Consider the following 12,719-nt stretch of genomic DNA (forward strand, 5'->3'; position numbering starts at 1 on the left):
GTGCTAGTGGGGGTCAGGAGCGGGGAGCGCGGGGCTGGTCGGCCTGCTGCGCGCTCTTCTCCTTGTTCTTCTCCTTGATGCGCACCGCTTCCTTGCGGACCTCGGCCTGGGTGGCGCGCTCCTTCTGCAGCCACTCGGGGTTGTCCTGCTTCAGCGCGTCGATCTGCTCGGTGGTGAGGGCCTCGGCGACCCCGCCGCGGGCGAGCCCGGCGATGGAGATGCCCAGCTTCGCCGCGACCACCGGCCGGGGGTGCGGGCCGGTGCGCCGCAGCTCCTGGAGCCACTGCGGCGGGTCGGCCTGCAGGGCGTTCAGCTCGGTGCGCGAGACGACACCCTCCTGGAACTCGGCGGGGGTGGCCTCGAGGTACACACCCAGCTTCTTCGCCGCGGTCGCGGGCTTCATCGTCTGGGTGGTCTGGTGCGACGTCATGGTGTCAAGAGTAGCGAGCGTGTGCGATGCCTCCGACCACGACCGGTAACCTGGCGGAGTGACAGGCTCGCAAGAACCCCCATCGTTCCGGCTCGCCTACGTTCCGGGTGTGACGCCGAGCAAGTGGGTGCGGATCTGGAACGAGCGGCTGCCCGACGTCCCCCTGACCCTCACCACGGTGTCCGCCGCCGAAGCCCCCGACGTACTGCGGAGCCGCGGCGCCGACGCGGGGTTCGTGCGGCTGCCGATCGACCGTACGGATCTCAGCGCGATCCCGCTCTACACCGAGACGACGGTCGTCGTGGTCCCGAAGGACCACCCCGTGACGGCGGTCGAGGAGGTCGCCGCCGAGGACCTGGCCGACGAGATCCTGCTGCATCCCCTCGACGACACCCTGGACTGGGAGCGTCCGCCGGGCCTCCCCGCGATCGAGCGACCCGCCACGACGGAGGACGCCATCGAGCTGGTGGCGGCGGGAGTGGGACTCCTGATCGTCCCGCAGTCGCTGGCCCGCCTGCACCACCGCAAGGACCTCACCTACCGGCCCGTCACGGGCACGCCCGAGTCGCGGGTCGCGCTGTCGTGGCCGGAGGAGGAGACCACCGACCTGGTGGAGGAGTTCATCGGGATCGTCCGCGGCCGGACCGTCAACAGCTCCCGGGGCCGTACCCGGACTCCGGAGCAGCCGAAGCAGAAGCGCCCCGACAAGCGCGGCGCGCAGCGCAAGCCCGCGGCCGGCAAGTCGACCGGCGGCAAGTCCACCGGCAAGAACCCGCGCGGCGGTTCCGGCACCCCGAAGACCGCCAAACACGGCAAGCCCCGCCGCCGCCCGTAGCGAGCCGGCCCGTCAGTCGCCGCTGGGCTGGGCCCGTACGTGCATGCGCTCGCCCTGTGCCCCGTACAGGGAGAGAAACTCGGCGGGCCGGTCGCCCGCGTTGGCGAAGCCGTGCGGGGTGCGGGTGTCGAACTCGGCGGCCTCGCCCGCGGTGAGGATCAGGTCGTGCTCGCCGAGCGCCAGCCACAGCCGCCCCGACAGGACGTACAGCCACTCGTAGCCCTCGTGCACCTTCAGCTCGGGCCGCACGCCCTCGAGGGCCTCCCGGGGCGGCACGATCTGCTTGTAGGCGTGCAGCCCGCCGAGGAACCGGGTCAGCGGTACGAAGGTCTGGCCGTGCCGGGTGAAGGGCCGCGGGTGGATGCGGGGGTCGCCGGTCGCCGGGGCCCCGACCAGCTCGTCCAGCTGCACCCGGTACTCCCTGGCCAGCGGAAGCAGCAGTTCCAGGGTCGGTTTGCGCTGCCCGGACTCCAGGCGGGACAGGGTGCTCAGCGAGATCCCCGTCGCCTCGCTGACCTGGGCCAGGGTGGCGCCGCGCGCTCGCCGCAGCGACCGCAGCCGCGGTCCCACGCCGGTCAGTACGTCGGTGAGGTCGTCTTGGGCCATCCCTCCATTTGCCACAACGGCAAGCCGCTTTGTCAAACGGTGCGGGCCGGGAGCAGCATCGCGGCATTGGAGGTGTCGCACATGAACGAGCGAACGGAACACTCGATGAACAGCACTCCCGAAGGCGGCGGTCAGTACTACGACGCGGTGGTGATCGGGGGTGGCGCCGCCGGACTGGGCGGGGCACTGACCCTCGCGCGGGCACGCCGCTCGGTCCTGGTGGTCGACGCGGGGCAGCCCCGCAACGCCCCGGCCGACGGCGTCCACGCCTACCCGGGACGCGAGGGCACCCCGCCCGCCGAGCTCCTTGCCGACGGCCGCGCCGAAGTGCGCGGCTACGGAGGGGAGTTCATCAGCGGCAGCGCGATCGCGGCGGAGCGGCACGAAGACGACGGCTTCCGCGTCACCCTGGCCGGCGGCGGCGAACTCCGCGCGCGCCGGCTCCTGGTGACCACGGGCATCGTCGACGAACTCCCCGACGTCCCGGGACTCGCGGAGCTGTGGGGGACGGACGTACTGCACTGTCCGTACTGCCACGGCTGGGAGGTGCGCGACCGGGCGATCGGGATCCTCGCCACCGGACCGCTCGCCGTGCACCAGGCCCTGCTGTGGCGGCAGTGGAGCACGGACGTCACGCTCTTCCCGCACACCATGGGCGAACCCGACGAGCAGCAGTACGAGGAGCTCGCCGCCCGGGGTGTCGGCGTGGTGGCCGGCGAAGTGACCGCGCTGGAGGTGCGCGACGGCCGCCTGCACGGAGTACGCCTCGGTAGTGGGAAGCTGATTCCCTGTCAAGTGCTGGTGGTGACGCCGCAGTTGACCGTACGAGCGGGTCTGATCGCCTCGTTGGGGCTGGAGTCCACCGATCTGGAGATGGCCGGGCAGGTGATCGGCAGCCGCATCGCCGCCGACGCGAGCGGCGCGACCGCCGTGCCCGGAGTGTGGGTGGCCGGCAACGTGGCCAACCCGACCGATCAGGTCATCGCGGCCGCCGCGGCCGGGGTGCGGGCCGGGGCGGCCATCAACGCCGACCTCATCGCCGAGGAGACCCGCCGGGCCGTCGCCGCCCGCCGGGCGCCGTTCTCCGCACAACTGGAGAGCGAGGTCTGCGAGGTGGTCCTCGGCGACCGCCGCCACGGCCTGTGACCTGCGGCCCGGCCCGCGGGGTGCGTCCCGCCCGGTGCTGACGGCACGTAACCTTCACGTGGCCGGGCGAGGGCAGGGCCCGGAGTCGTACCGGAAAGGAACACAGTCGCGGTGAGAGCAGTGTTCGGCGTCGTCGGCGCCGTCCTCGTGCTCGGGATCTTCTCTTCGGTGCTGCGCACCCTGGTGATTCCCCGGCCGACCCGGTCCAGCTTCACCCGGGTCGTCCAGCGCTCGGTGCGCTGGCCGTTCCAGCGGGTGGCCGACCTGTTGCACGGGGCCGAGGCCAAGGACCGGGTGCTCGCTCCGGTGGCGCCGCTGTCCATCGTGGTCACCCTGATGGGCTGGCTGCTGTGCTTCATGGTCGGCTACGGGCTGCTTGAGGCGGCGGTGAGCGGACTGGGCCTGCGGGACGCGCTGACCGAGTCCGGCTCCTCGCTCTTCACCCTCGGCTTCGCCACCAGCAATCGGGCGACGCTGAACGCGATCGACTTCTGCGCGGCGGCCACCGGGCCGATCGTCATCGGCCTCCAGGTCGGCTATCTGCCGACCCTGTACGCCGCCTATCAGCGCCGCGAGACGGAAGTGACCCTGCTCCAGGCCCGTGCGGGCAGCCCGCCCTGGGGTCCGGAGATCCTCGCCCGGTACGCGCAGGTCGAGCTGGTGAGCAGCGTCGGCGAGCTGTTCCGCAACTGGGAGCGGTGGAGCGCCGAGGTGGGCGAGAGCCACACCACCTACCCCGTCCTCATCCACTTCCGCTCCCCGAAGGCGACCCGCAATTGGCTGATCGCGCTCCTCGCGGTGATGGACGCGGCGGCGCTGCGGCTCGCCTTCAACCCCTCGCAGCCGCAGGCCGAGGTGCGGATGGCGCTGCGCGCGGGCTTCGTATGCCTGCGGGACATCGCCGACTCGCTGGGCATTGCCTACGACCCCGACCCGCACCCGGAGGGCCCGCTGGAGCTCGGCTACCCGGACTTCCTGGCGGGGGTGGCGCGCATGCGGGAACAGGGCTATCCCACGGAGCGCAGTCCCGAGGAGGCGTGGCCGCACTTCCGCGGCTGGCGGGTCAACTACGAGGCGCTCGCCCAGCGTCTGGCGCGGGACATCGACGCCGTGCCGGCTCCGTGGTCGGGGGCGCGGCGCACGCCGGTCGCCATCCGCACGCCGGTGACTCCGATCGACCGCAGGCCGCCGCAAGTTACCTAGAGGTTTCTAGTGACTTATCAGGCCGACACCCGTAGAACCTGTTCTCACTCCATCGAGAGTGAGGAATGTCACATGAGTGGTGCTACCATGCATGACTCCAATGCGCAGGGATTTTCACGCCGAAGATTCATTGCTGGAACTGGTTCTATTTTGGGGCTTGCGGCTGTCGCCGGCCAGGCCACCGCGGCCCATGCGCGGACCGTCGCCCGCGCCGCCGTTCCGATCGGCGACGGGGCCCATGTCCCGGCCCTGGTGATCGGCACCGGATACGGCGGCTCCGTCGCCGCGCTGCGGCTGGCGCAGGCGGGCGTCGACGTGCAGATGGTCGAGATGGGCATGGCCTGGGACACCCCCGGCTCCGACGGCAAGATCTTCTGCAACACGACCGCCCCGGACTACCGCTCCTACTGGCTCCGTACCAAGACCAAGCAGCCGCTGAGCAACTTCTTCGGCATCCCGATCGACAAGGACATCCCCCGCTACACCGGGATCCTGGACGCCGAGGACTTCAGCGGCATCACCGTCTACCAGGGCCGCGGCGTCGGCGGCGGTTCACTGGTCAACGGCGGGATGGCGGTCACGCCCAGGCGCGAGAACTTCGGTGCCATCCTCCCGTCGGTCGACCCCGACGAGATGTACAACACCTACTACCCGCGCGCCAACGCCGGGCTCGGGTCCGGACTCATCGACCCGGCGTGGTTCGACACGGTCGACTGCTACCAGTTCGCCCGTGTCGGCCGCAAGCAGGCCCAGCGCTCGGGCTTCCCGTTCGTCTTCGTGCCCGACGTGTACGACTGGGACTACATGAAGCAGGAGGCGGCCGGCACCGTCCCCAAGTCGGCCGTCGCGGGCGAGATCCTGTACGGCAACAACTACGGCAAGAAGTCGCTGCAGAAGACCTACCTCGCCCAGGCGAGGGCGACCGGAAAGGTCACCATCTCCCCGCTGCACAGGGTCACTTCGGTCGCCCCGGCGTCGAGCGGCGGCTACACCGTCGTGATCGAGCAGCTCAACACCAACGGCGATGTCACCGCCACCAAGACCGTCACCTCGGACAAGGTGTTCTTCGCGGCCGGCAGCGTCGGCACCAGCAAGCTCCTCGTCAAGCTGAGGGCCACCGGCGCACTGCCCGACCTCAACGGCGAGGTCGGCCGGACCTGGGGCGACAACGGCAACGTCATGTGCGGCCGCGCCAACTACCTGTGGGACCCGACCGGCGCGGTCCAGGCGGCCATCCCCTGCGGCGGCATCGACAACTGGACGACCGGCGGCGCGTTCGCCGAAGTCGCACCGCTCCCCACCGGCATCGAGACGTACGCCTCGTTCTACCTCTCGATCACCAAGAACCCCAACCGCGGCACGTTCTCCTGGAACCCCGCGACCGGGCAGGTCGACCTGGACTGGCAGACCGCCTGGAAGCAGGCGTCCATCGGCATGGCCAAGACGATCTTCGACAAGATCAACGCGACCGAGGGGACGATCTACCGAACCGATCTCTTCGGCGTCTACAAGATCTGGAACGACACGCTCACCTACCACCCGCTGGGCGGCGCGGTCCTGAACAGGGCAACCGACAACTACGGGCGGCTGTACGGCTATCCGGGCCTGTACGTCATCGACGGCTCGCTCATCCCCGGCAACACCAGCGTCAATCCGTTCGTCACCATCACGGCGCTCGCCGAACGGAACATCGAGAAGATCGTCGCCACCGATCTCCGGTGACGGCACAGCACAAGGGGCCGCCCGAATCGCCGGGCGGCCCTGCTCACTGCGTGGGCAGCACGCACACGGCGTCGAGGCCGAGCACGTGGTTGAGCCGGCCGAACGCCAGCCAGGAGCCGATGCTCATGCTCAGCTCCACGATCTCCACCTGGCTGTAGTGCGCGGTCATCCGGGCCCAGAACTCCTCGTCCAGGCCGTGGTGGTCGAGCGCGTACCGCTCGGCGTACTCGGCGGCCAGCCGGGTCCGGTCGTCGAAGGCATCGGTGGTGCGCCACTCGCTGACCGCGTCGGCGAAGGACTCCTCGACCTTCTCGCCGTCCCGGTCGGTCCGCCAGTCCAGGCAGAACAGGCACCCGTTGATCTGCGCGATCCGCAGCCGCGCCGCCTCGAACTCCCGCAGCCCCAGGGTGGTATGGGCGTACACCGACAGGGAGAAGTTCGCGGCGGCCATGCCGATGCCGGGAACCATGTCGCCCCACACGTACCCGATCGGCTCCTGGCCCTCGGGGATGTCGATCCTCATGACTGCTTCCTTCCGAGTCTGCCGACTGCCGGGCGCAGCGGGACGTCGAGCGCGTCGTAGAGTCCGGGATCCGCGGCCGCCAGCCAGTCGATCGCGTTCACCAGGCGGCCGACGGCGGTGGCGTTGCCGCCCGCCGACCGGTTCTCGCCCTCGTCGGTCGCCTCGACCGTGACCTCGATGCGCGGGCGGCCCTCGATGACCACCCGGTGGGCCCCGGCACCGCCGTCGGGCGGCACCGGCCAGTCGGGGGCGCAGGACGGGTGGATGCGGGTGACGTGCTCGATGACGAGGCGCGGTTCGCCCGCCACGATGCCCTGGACCTCGAACCGCACCGCGCCCTGCGTGCCGGCGTCGAAGGTGCCCATCGTCCGGGTGCTCACCGTGGTGTCGAGTGCGCGCCGGTCCATGGTTTCGCGGATGTCGTCGAGCTCGACGCCCAGCGCCCGCGCCATCAGCCGGAGCTGCCCGCCCCACACCATGGTCGGCACGGACGGTGCGAGCATCAAGGGCGCGTACTCCATCGGCTGACCCATGCCGACCAGGTACCGGACGGACTCCTCCTGTTCGTACGTGGAGTAGTCGAAGATCTCCTGGCAGCGGATCGCGTCCACCGTCGTGCCGAGCCCGCTGATCAGCAGCGGCAGTACGTCGTTGCCCCAGCCCGGGTCGACGCCGGAGACGAACAGGGACCCGCCGCCCCCGGCGACCGCGGCGAGGACCGGATCCCGGAATTCCGGCGGGGCGCCGAGCCGGTCGTACAGCGGATACAGCGCCGGGGTGACGACCACGGCGCCGGTCCGGACCGCCCGGGTGACATCGGCGAGCGCCTCGTCGGGCCGGATGTCACCGGACGCCGCGTACACCACGGCCCGGGGTCCGGCGGCCAGCACGGACGTGGCGTCGTCGGTCGCGACGATCCCCAACTCATGCTCCAGACCGGCGAGTTCACCGGCGTCGCGGCCGACCTTCGCCGGATTGCGGACGAGCACGGCCGCGAGTTCCAGCGCCGGATGGGCCTCGACGGCGCGTATCGCCGCACGGCCGACATTGCCGGTACCCCAGACAACCGTGGAAATCATGCGCGGAGGGTAGCGAGCGGGCCCAGAGGTTCCTAGAGCCGTGCCCGGAAAAATGTGCGGCGGGATGCCTCGATGATCGCCGGGACATCTGGACGCCATGGACAGATCAGCCGCAGTTCTTCCGGATGTACTCGCCAGTAGCTACAGTTCCGCCGTTCCCCCACCGCTGAGCGACCATCAGGAGTCCTCCCATGCGCGCGCCCAAAACCGCTTCCGCCTTCACCGCCCTCACCGCAGCGGCCACCCTGGCCGGGAGTGCTGTCCTGTTCGCGCCGGCCGCCGACGCGGCGGCCGGCGCCCCCACGCTCTCGGTCTTCGCATGGAACGTCGACCTGGGCACGGCGATCGTCGACTCGACGCAGAAGGAGAAGGCGGCCCAGCGCACCCCGGTCATCGAGTCGATCATCCGGCAGCACAGCGCGGACGTCGTGATCCTGGACGAGCTGTTCAACCACACGTCCACCGACGACATCTCGGCCAAGCTGGCCGACCTCTACCCGTACCGCACCCCGGTGGTGGGCCAGACGTGTTCGGGCGGCGGCTGGAACGGCGTGAGCGGCAACTGCTCCAGCTCGTGGTTCGTGATCAACGGCGGGACGATGATCCTGTCCAAGTACCCGATCACCGCCCAGTACGCCCACGTCTACAGCAACTCCACCTCCGGCACCTGGGACTACAACGCCAACAAGGGCGCGGCGCTCGCCCAGATCGACAAGAACGGCACCAAGACGTGGGTGGTCGGCACCCATCTCCAGGCCGACCAGTCCAACACCTCCACCGACACCACCCAGAAGACACGCTTGGGTCAGCTCGGTGAGATACGCGACTGGGTGAACGGCGTCGTGGGTGCCTCGGCACCGGTGCTGATCGGGGGTGACCTCAACGTCGAGTACACGCACGGCCAGTCGCGCGGCGACTTCGTCAACTCCCAGTCGGCCGTGGGCGGTTCACTCGGCACCCCGGCGGCCGGGTCCGCGCCGACCACCATGGACTGCTCGGTGTCGGCCTGGTGCCAGTACATGGCCGACGTCGAGACCTTCCCCAAGGACTACCGCGACAACCTGGACTACCTCGGCTACCTCAACGCCCCCGGGCGGCCCGTCCCGTCGGCCCTGCCGGACGTCACGGCCGACTTCGACCCGCAGGCCGGCTGGGCGCCGGGGCAGCTCGACACCCGCTCGCCCAGCGACCACTACCCGGTCGAGGCGACCTTCCAGCTCGGCTGACCCCGGGCGCGTAGGGGAGGGTCGGCGACTACTGGCGTACCGTCCAGTGGTCGTCGGCGCCCGCCTGGATGAAGCGCAGCTGCGGACACAGGAAGTCCTGGCCCGAGGGATTCTGCTCGGTCCACGGTGAGTCGGCCGGGCTCGCGGGCTTCCAGGCGCCCTGGCTGCGCAGCTTTATGGCGCTGCTGTCGAAGACGGTGTTCCGGGCGTCGGTGCAGTAGTAGCCCACCCCGGTGGAGGGGTTGACACTGGCGTAGATCTCGAACATGTCCCAGCCGTGGTCGAGCCCGCTCTGGTCCTGCCCGGACTGGCGGTAGAGTAACTCCCATTGCGCGGAACGGTAGTTGTAGAGATAGGACGACCACTGGTTGCCGGACGCGGCGTCGCGGACCAACTGGACGCTGTAGGCGAGGCCCGAGCCCGAGGGCTGGGTGTACTTCGCCTTGAAGTCCGCGTCGATGGGGACTGTCTTGGCCGGTCCGCCGGCCCCGCACCAGTCCCAGGCCCATAGCTCGTTGCCGCTGTTCCAGTAGGCGGTGACCACCTCCATGCAGGAGTTCTGCGCCTTGGTGGTGGGCGCGTAGGTGAAGTTGTCGGCCTGGCTCACCCGGTAGCCGGGGTCCACGGTGTGGGTGGCCGTGATGCCGTCGTGGGTGCCCGGCTGGGGGAAGACTCCCCACCAGTTGTGCGTGGGATCGGCGGCGGCCGTACGGAATTTGGTGGCACGGCCCTCCTTCAGGGCCCGTACGGCGCGCTCCCTTGCCGGGTTCCGGTCCGGGGTGCGCGCCGCGGCGACCGTGCCGCGATGCGGAGCGTCGGGGGAGGGTGTCACGGTGGGGCGGGCGGCGGCGGGCTCGGCGCTCTGCATCGCGCCGAGCACCGCGGCGGCGGTGAACAGGGCTGCGGCCAGGGCGGTTCTGCGTCTCTTCATCTGGCTCCTCCAGGACCGTGCGTCATGGATGTGACGAGGGTGGGGGGGTGGAGCACGGCTCCCCGTGCGTGGGTGGGGCGCTGGGGAACCGGATGAGCGACTAGTAATGTCCATGTCATTGACGGGTGTGTCAACAACCGCGCGGTGTCACTGCTTCCCCAAGGGGCGCTTTCCGGCCGCGAGTTGCTGGTGCGGTGCGGGGCGGACCTGGCTGAGGTGGGCGAAGACGACGACGTTGCTCTCGTAGCCGGTCTTCGGGCTGAACTTGCCGCCGCAGGTGATCAGCCGGAGCTCCGGGCGGCCGGTGGGACCGTACACCTCCTGGTCGGGGAAGCGGGCCTTCGCGTACGTCCTGACGATGTCCACGGTGTACACCGCGACCTGGCCGTCGGCGCGGCGCGCCTCGACCAGCCGGCCGGGGCGCAGTTGTGCGAGACCGGCGAAGACGGCGGGCCCGGTGCGGGTGTCGCGGTGTCCGACGGCGACGGCTGTGCCCAACTCGCCGGGGGAGGTCCCGCCTTGGTACCAGCCCACCACCTTGGGATTGTCCACGGGCGGGGTGGTCAGGTGCTGCTGGGCGTCGAGCCTGAGGGCGAGGACCGGCGCCGCGATGCCGAGGTGCGGCACCGCGAGCGAGACCGCGGGGGACGGCGGCAGCGGATGGGGCGCCGGGGTGCGCGAGGCCGCCGGGTGCGGGGCCGCCGGCCGTGGGGACGCCGGGCGTGGGGACGCCGGGCCCCGGCTGTCGCCGAACGGCGCGGAAGCCGCCTCGGCGAAGCGGGGCTCGGCGCCGACGGCGGCCGCTGGGGCGGGCTCGTCGTCCTGGGCCCACCAGACGCCGCCCACCACCAGGGACAGGGACAGCGCCGCCGTCCTTGTCAGGCGGTAGGCGCGCGTCCGGTGCCTGGCGATGGGGGCGCGTCTACGCTGCGCCATCGGGGCGGCGGCGGAGTCGGCGGATGTACATCACCCCGGCGACCGAGACCAGTCCGACGCCCGCCACGGCGCCGGCCTGCGGGATGCCCGGTGTCTCGGCGAGACCGCCGCCGCCCGCCGGCACCCCGCCGTGCGGGTGGCGGTGCGGCTCGCCGCCGCTGCCGGGGGTCACCGGGCAGTCGACCTGGAAGACCTTCTCCTTGCCCGCACCGTTGGTGCCGGTGATGTCCCAAGCGAGCCTGTACTGCCCGTTGGGCAGCGTCAGCGGCAGGGTGTGCCCGATGCCGGTCGTGAGCGTGATGGCGCCGGCCAGGGTGGCGCCGCCCGCTCTGGCGGGCTGGGTGTTGATCGTCCAGGTGATGCCCTGGGCGACGTCGAAGTTGAAGGCGTCGAGGTAGAAGCTGCAGACCCTCCCATCGTCGCGCAGGTCGGTGAACGGTGTCCCCGCCGCGTGAATCTTGATGTCGCCGTTGTCGCCGGGGACGGCGAAGGCGGCCGGGGCGCCGGTGAGGGCGGTTGCCGCGACGGTGAGCGTCGCTACGGCGGTGGCACGCGTACGTGCGCGGGTGGGACGTGCTGAGGCAGGCATACGCATTCCTCTGATTCGAATGATGGTCATACAAATCGGTCGTTGCCTGACTCTCTTTTCACACCCGCGCCGCGCCGCGACGGCGCCCCGCCGCGACACCCGCCGAATGTCACCCGTCCGACCCAACGCGCGGCCGGGTGCGGAGGGCTCGGGCGATTCGGCGGCTGAACGTATCGTGGGCGTTCGACCCGCCCGCTCGAACCAGCCCAAGGACCCGTGTGAACCAGCCCTCCTCGGACCAGAGCCTCCCGCAGCCGTTCGACCGCGACCACTTCGCCGATCCGTACGCGACGTACGAGCGGCTGCGCAAGGAAGGGTCCGTCCATCACATACGGCTGCCCGACGGGTCGCCGGTGTGGCTGGTCCTGGGTGAGGCGTACGTCCGCGCGGGGCTCACCGACCCCCGGCTCTCGGTCAACAAGGCGTACGCGGGCAACGGCTACAAGGGGTTCTCGCTGCCGCCCGCGCTGGACGCCAACCTCCTGAACATCGACCCCGACGACCATCTGCGGCTGCGTCGGCTCGTCTCCAAGGCCTTCACACCCCGCTACGTGGACGGAATGCGGCAGCGGATCGAGAGCGCCGCCGGGCGGCTCGCGGACCGGTTCGCCGAGCGGCTCGCGGCGGACGGCTCGGCCGATGTGGTCGCGGCGTTCGCCAACCCGCTGCCGCTTACGCTCATCGGCGATCTCCTCGCCGTGCCCGAACCGGACCGACAGGCCTTTTCGGACCGGGTCAACACCATGCTGGATCCCGGGAGTTCGGGGGAGCTGGTCGAGGCGATCCAGTACATCCACCGCTTTCTGCTCGACCTCGTGGCCGCCCGCAGGGCCCTGCCCGGCGACGACCTGCTCTCCGAACTGATCGCCGCGCGCGACGAGGGCGACCGGCTCAGCGAGGACGAACTCGTCTCCCTCGCCTTCCTCACCCTCATGGCGGGCAGCGAGAACACCCAGCACGTCATCAGCGCCGGGCTGCTCGTCCTGCTGAACCACCCCGGGCAACTCGCCGCGCTGCGCGCCGACCCGGACCTGCTGCCGCAGGCCGTCGAGGAGCTCCTGCGGTACATCAACCCCAACCAGACGGCGATCCGCCGCTTCCCCACCGAGCCGGTCGACATCGGCGGCGTCACCATCCCGGTCGGCGACACCGTCCTGCTGTGCCTCGCCGCCGCCCACCGCGATCCGGCACGCTACGAAGACCCCGACCGGTTCGACATCCACCGCGCGGACACCGCACACCTCGCACTCGGACAGGGCATGCACTACTGCCTCGGCGCCGCACTCGCCCGCATGCAGCTCCAGACCGCGCTCGGCACGCTGGTGCACCGCTTCCCCGGCCTGAGCCTCGACTGCCCCGCCGATCAGCTCGCATGGCGTACCTCGTTCCGCTCGCACGCCCTCAAGCGGCTGCCCGTCCGGTTGGTCTCGTAGGGCCATTGCCCGGTGAACACCCCTGTGGTTAGCCTGTGTTCGTCATCCCGGTCGATGACC

Annotated in this window: 13 protein-coding genes; 6 read left to right on the forward strand and 7 right to left on the reverse strand. The window is 70.7% G+C overall.

Going from position 1 to position 12,719, the window contains the following annotated elements:
• Positions 1-13: 13 nt before the first annotated feature.
• Positions 14-430 carry a DUF5997 family protein gene (locus ACIBK6_RS22460; RefSeq protein WP_399053073.1) on the reverse strand — a complete coding sequence of 139 codons (417 nt, stop codon included), beginning with the start codon at positions 428-430 and terminating at the stop codon, positions 14-16.
• Positions 431-488: 58 nt separating this feature from the next.
• Here ACIBK6_RS22460 and ACIBK6_RS22465 point away from each other — a divergent pair, with 58 nt between their 5' ends.
• Positions 489-1,265, forward strand: a complete 777-nt coding sequence (locus tag ACIBK6_RS22465) for a LysR family substrate-binding domain-containing protein (protein WP_399053074.1) — start codon at positions 489-491, stop codon at positions 1,263-1,265.
• A gap of 12 nt (positions 1,266-1,277) precedes the next feature.
• Here the strand turns inward: ACIBK6_RS22465 and ACIBK6_RS22470 are convergent, their stop codons facing one another.
• Positions 1,278-1,871 (reverse strand): helix-turn-helix domain-containing protein, encoded by a 594-nt coding sequence (locus ACIBK6_RS22470; RefSeq protein WP_399053075.1) that lies wholly within the window; start codon positions 1,869-1,871, stop codon positions 1,278-1,280.
• A gap of 81 nt (positions 1,872-1,952) precedes the next feature.
• Between ACIBK6_RS22470 and ACIBK6_RS22475 the strand changes: the two genes are divergently transcribed.
• The 3 genes from ACIBK6_RS22475 (at position 1,953) to ACIBK6_RS22485 (ending at position 5,942) form a co-directional block, all read left to right on the forward strand.
• The gene (locus ACIBK6_RS22475; protein WP_399053076.1) at positions 1,953-3,017 is read left to right on the forward strand and encodes an NAD(P)/FAD-dependent oxidoreductase; all 1,065 of its coding nucleotides are present in this window, start codon (positions 1,953-1,955) and stop codon (positions 3,015-3,017) included.
• 111 nt (positions 3,018-3,128) lie between these two features.
• On the forward strand, positions 3,129-4,220 hold the full coding sequence (locus ACIBK6_RS22480) for a hypothetical protein (protein ID WP_399053077.1): 1,092 nt from the start codon (positions 3,129-3,131) through the stop codon (positions 4,218-4,220).
• A gap of 72 nt (positions 4,221-4,292) precedes the next feature.
• Positions 4,293-5,942, forward strand: a complete 1,650-nt coding sequence (locus ACIBK6_RS22485; protein ID WP_399053078.1) for a GMC oxidoreductase — start codon at positions 4,293-4,295, stop codon at positions 5,940-5,942.
• A 43-nt stretch (positions 5,943-5,985) separates the two neighbouring features.
• Here the strand turns inward: ACIBK6_RS22485 and ACIBK6_RS22490 are convergent, their stop codons facing one another.
• Positions 5,986-6,465 carry a carboxymuconolactone decarboxylase family protein gene (locus tag ACIBK6_RS22490; RefSeq protein WP_399053079.1) on the reverse strand — a complete coding sequence of 160 codons (480 nt, stop codon included), beginning with the start codon at positions 6,463-6,465 and terminating at the stop codon, positions 5,986-5,988.
• A complete protein-coding gene (locus ACIBK6_RS22495; protein ID WP_399053080.1) occupies positions 6,462-7,544 on the reverse strand; it encodes a dihydrodipicolinate reductase in 1,083 nt (360 codons plus the stop codon). The genes ACIBK6_RS22490 and ACIBK6_RS22495 overlap by 4 nt, the downstream gene beginning before the upstream one ends.
• A gap of 191 nt (positions 7,545-7,735) precedes the next feature.
• Between ACIBK6_RS22495 and ACIBK6_RS22500 the strand changes: the two genes are divergently transcribed.
• On the forward strand, positions 7,736-8,770 hold the full coding sequence (locus ACIBK6_RS22500) for a sphingomyelin phosphodiesterase (RefSeq protein WP_399053081.1): 1,035 nt from the start codon (positions 7,736-7,738) through the stop codon (positions 8,768-8,770).
• 28 nt (positions 8,771-8,798) lie between these two features.
• On the opposite strand, the gene ACIBK6_RS22505 is transcribed toward ACIBK6_RS22500, so the two are convergent.
• The 3 genes from ACIBK6_RS22505 to ACIBK6_RS22515 all read right to left on the reverse strand — a co-directional run bounded on the left by ACIBK6_RS22505 (position 8,799) and on the right by ACIBK6_RS22515 (position 11,226).
• The gene (locus ACIBK6_RS22505; protein ID WP_399053082.1) at positions 8,799-9,701 is read right to left on the reverse strand and encodes a carbohydrate-binding protein; all 903 of its coding nucleotides are present in this window, start codon (positions 9,699-9,701) and stop codon (positions 8,799-8,801) included.
• A gap of 147 nt (positions 9,702-9,848) precedes the next feature.
• The gene (locus ACIBK6_RS22510; protein WP_399053083.1) at positions 9,849-10,637 is read right to left on the reverse strand and encodes a class F sortase; all 789 of its coding nucleotides are present in this window, start codon (positions 10,635-10,637) and stop codon (positions 9,849-9,851) included.
• Positions 10,624-11,226, reverse strand: a complete 603-nt coding sequence (locus ACIBK6_RS22515) for a hypothetical protein (RefSeq protein ID WP_399053084.1) — start codon at positions 11,224-11,226, stop codon at positions 10,624-10,626. Before ACIBK6_RS22515 ends, ACIBK6_RS22510 begins: the two co-directional genes overlap by 14 nt.
• Before the next feature lie 218 nt (positions 11,227-11,444).
• On the opposite strand from ACIBK6_RS22515, the gene ACIBK6_RS22520 reads away from it, so the two are divergent.
• Entirely contained in the window at positions 11,445-12,659 is a 1,215-nt protein-coding gene (locus tag ACIBK6_RS22520; protein ID WP_399053085.1) for a cytochrome P450, read from the forward strand.
• Positions 12,660-12,719: the final 60 nt, after the last annotated feature.

It is taken from the genome of Streptomyces sp. NPDC050485, assembly GCF_044458185.1.
Lineage (GTDB): Bacteria > Actinomycetota > Actinomycetes > Streptomycetales > Streptomycetaceae > Streptomyces.

What these genes read in the sequence shown, in the direction of transcription:
- ACIBK6_RS22500 (WP_399053081.1), top strand. Translation starts at nt 7,736, where the DNA reads ATGCGCGCGCCCAAAACCGCTTCCGCCTTCACCGCCCTCACCGCAGCG.
- ACIBK6_RS22490 (WP_399053079.1), bottom strand. Translation starts at nt 6,465, where the DNA reads ATGAGGATCGACATCCCCGAGGGCCAGGAGCCGATCGGGTACGTGTGG.
- ACIBK6_RS22475 (WP_399053076.1), top strand. Translation starts at nt 1,953, where the DNA reads ATGAACGAGCGAACGGAACACTCGATGAACAGCACTCCCGAAGGCGGC.
- ACIBK6_RS22510 (WP_399053083.1), bottom strand. Translation starts at nt 10,637, where the DNA reads ATGGCGCAGCGTAGACGCGCCCCCATCGCCAGGCACCGGACGCGCGCC.
- ACIBK6_RS22470 (WP_399053075.1), bottom strand. Translation starts at nt 1,871, where the DNA reads ATGGCCCAAGACGACCTCACCGACGTACTGACCGGCGTGGGACCGCGG.
- ACIBK6_RS22485 (WP_399053078.1), top strand. Translation starts at nt 4,293, where the DNA reads ATGAGTGGTGCTACCATGCATGACTCCAATGCGCAGGGATTTTCACGC.
- ACIBK6_RS22460 (WP_399053073.1), bottom strand. Translation starts at nt 430, where the DNA reads ATGACGTCGCACCAGACCACCCAGACGATGAAGCCCGCGACCGCGGCG.
- ACIBK6_RS22515 (WP_399053084.1), bottom strand. Translation starts at nt 11,226, where the DNA reads ATGCCTGCCTCAGCACGTCCCACCCGCGCACGTACGCGTGCCACCGCC.
- ACIBK6_RS22495 (WP_399053080.1), bottom strand. Translation starts at nt 7,544, where the DNA reads ATGATTTCCACGGTTGTCTGGGGTACCGGCAATGTCGGCCGTGCGGCG.
- ACIBK6_RS22505 (WP_399053082.1), bottom strand. Translation starts at nt 9,701, where the DNA reads ATGAAGAGACGCAGAACCGCCCTGGCCGCAGCCCTGTTCACCGCCGCC.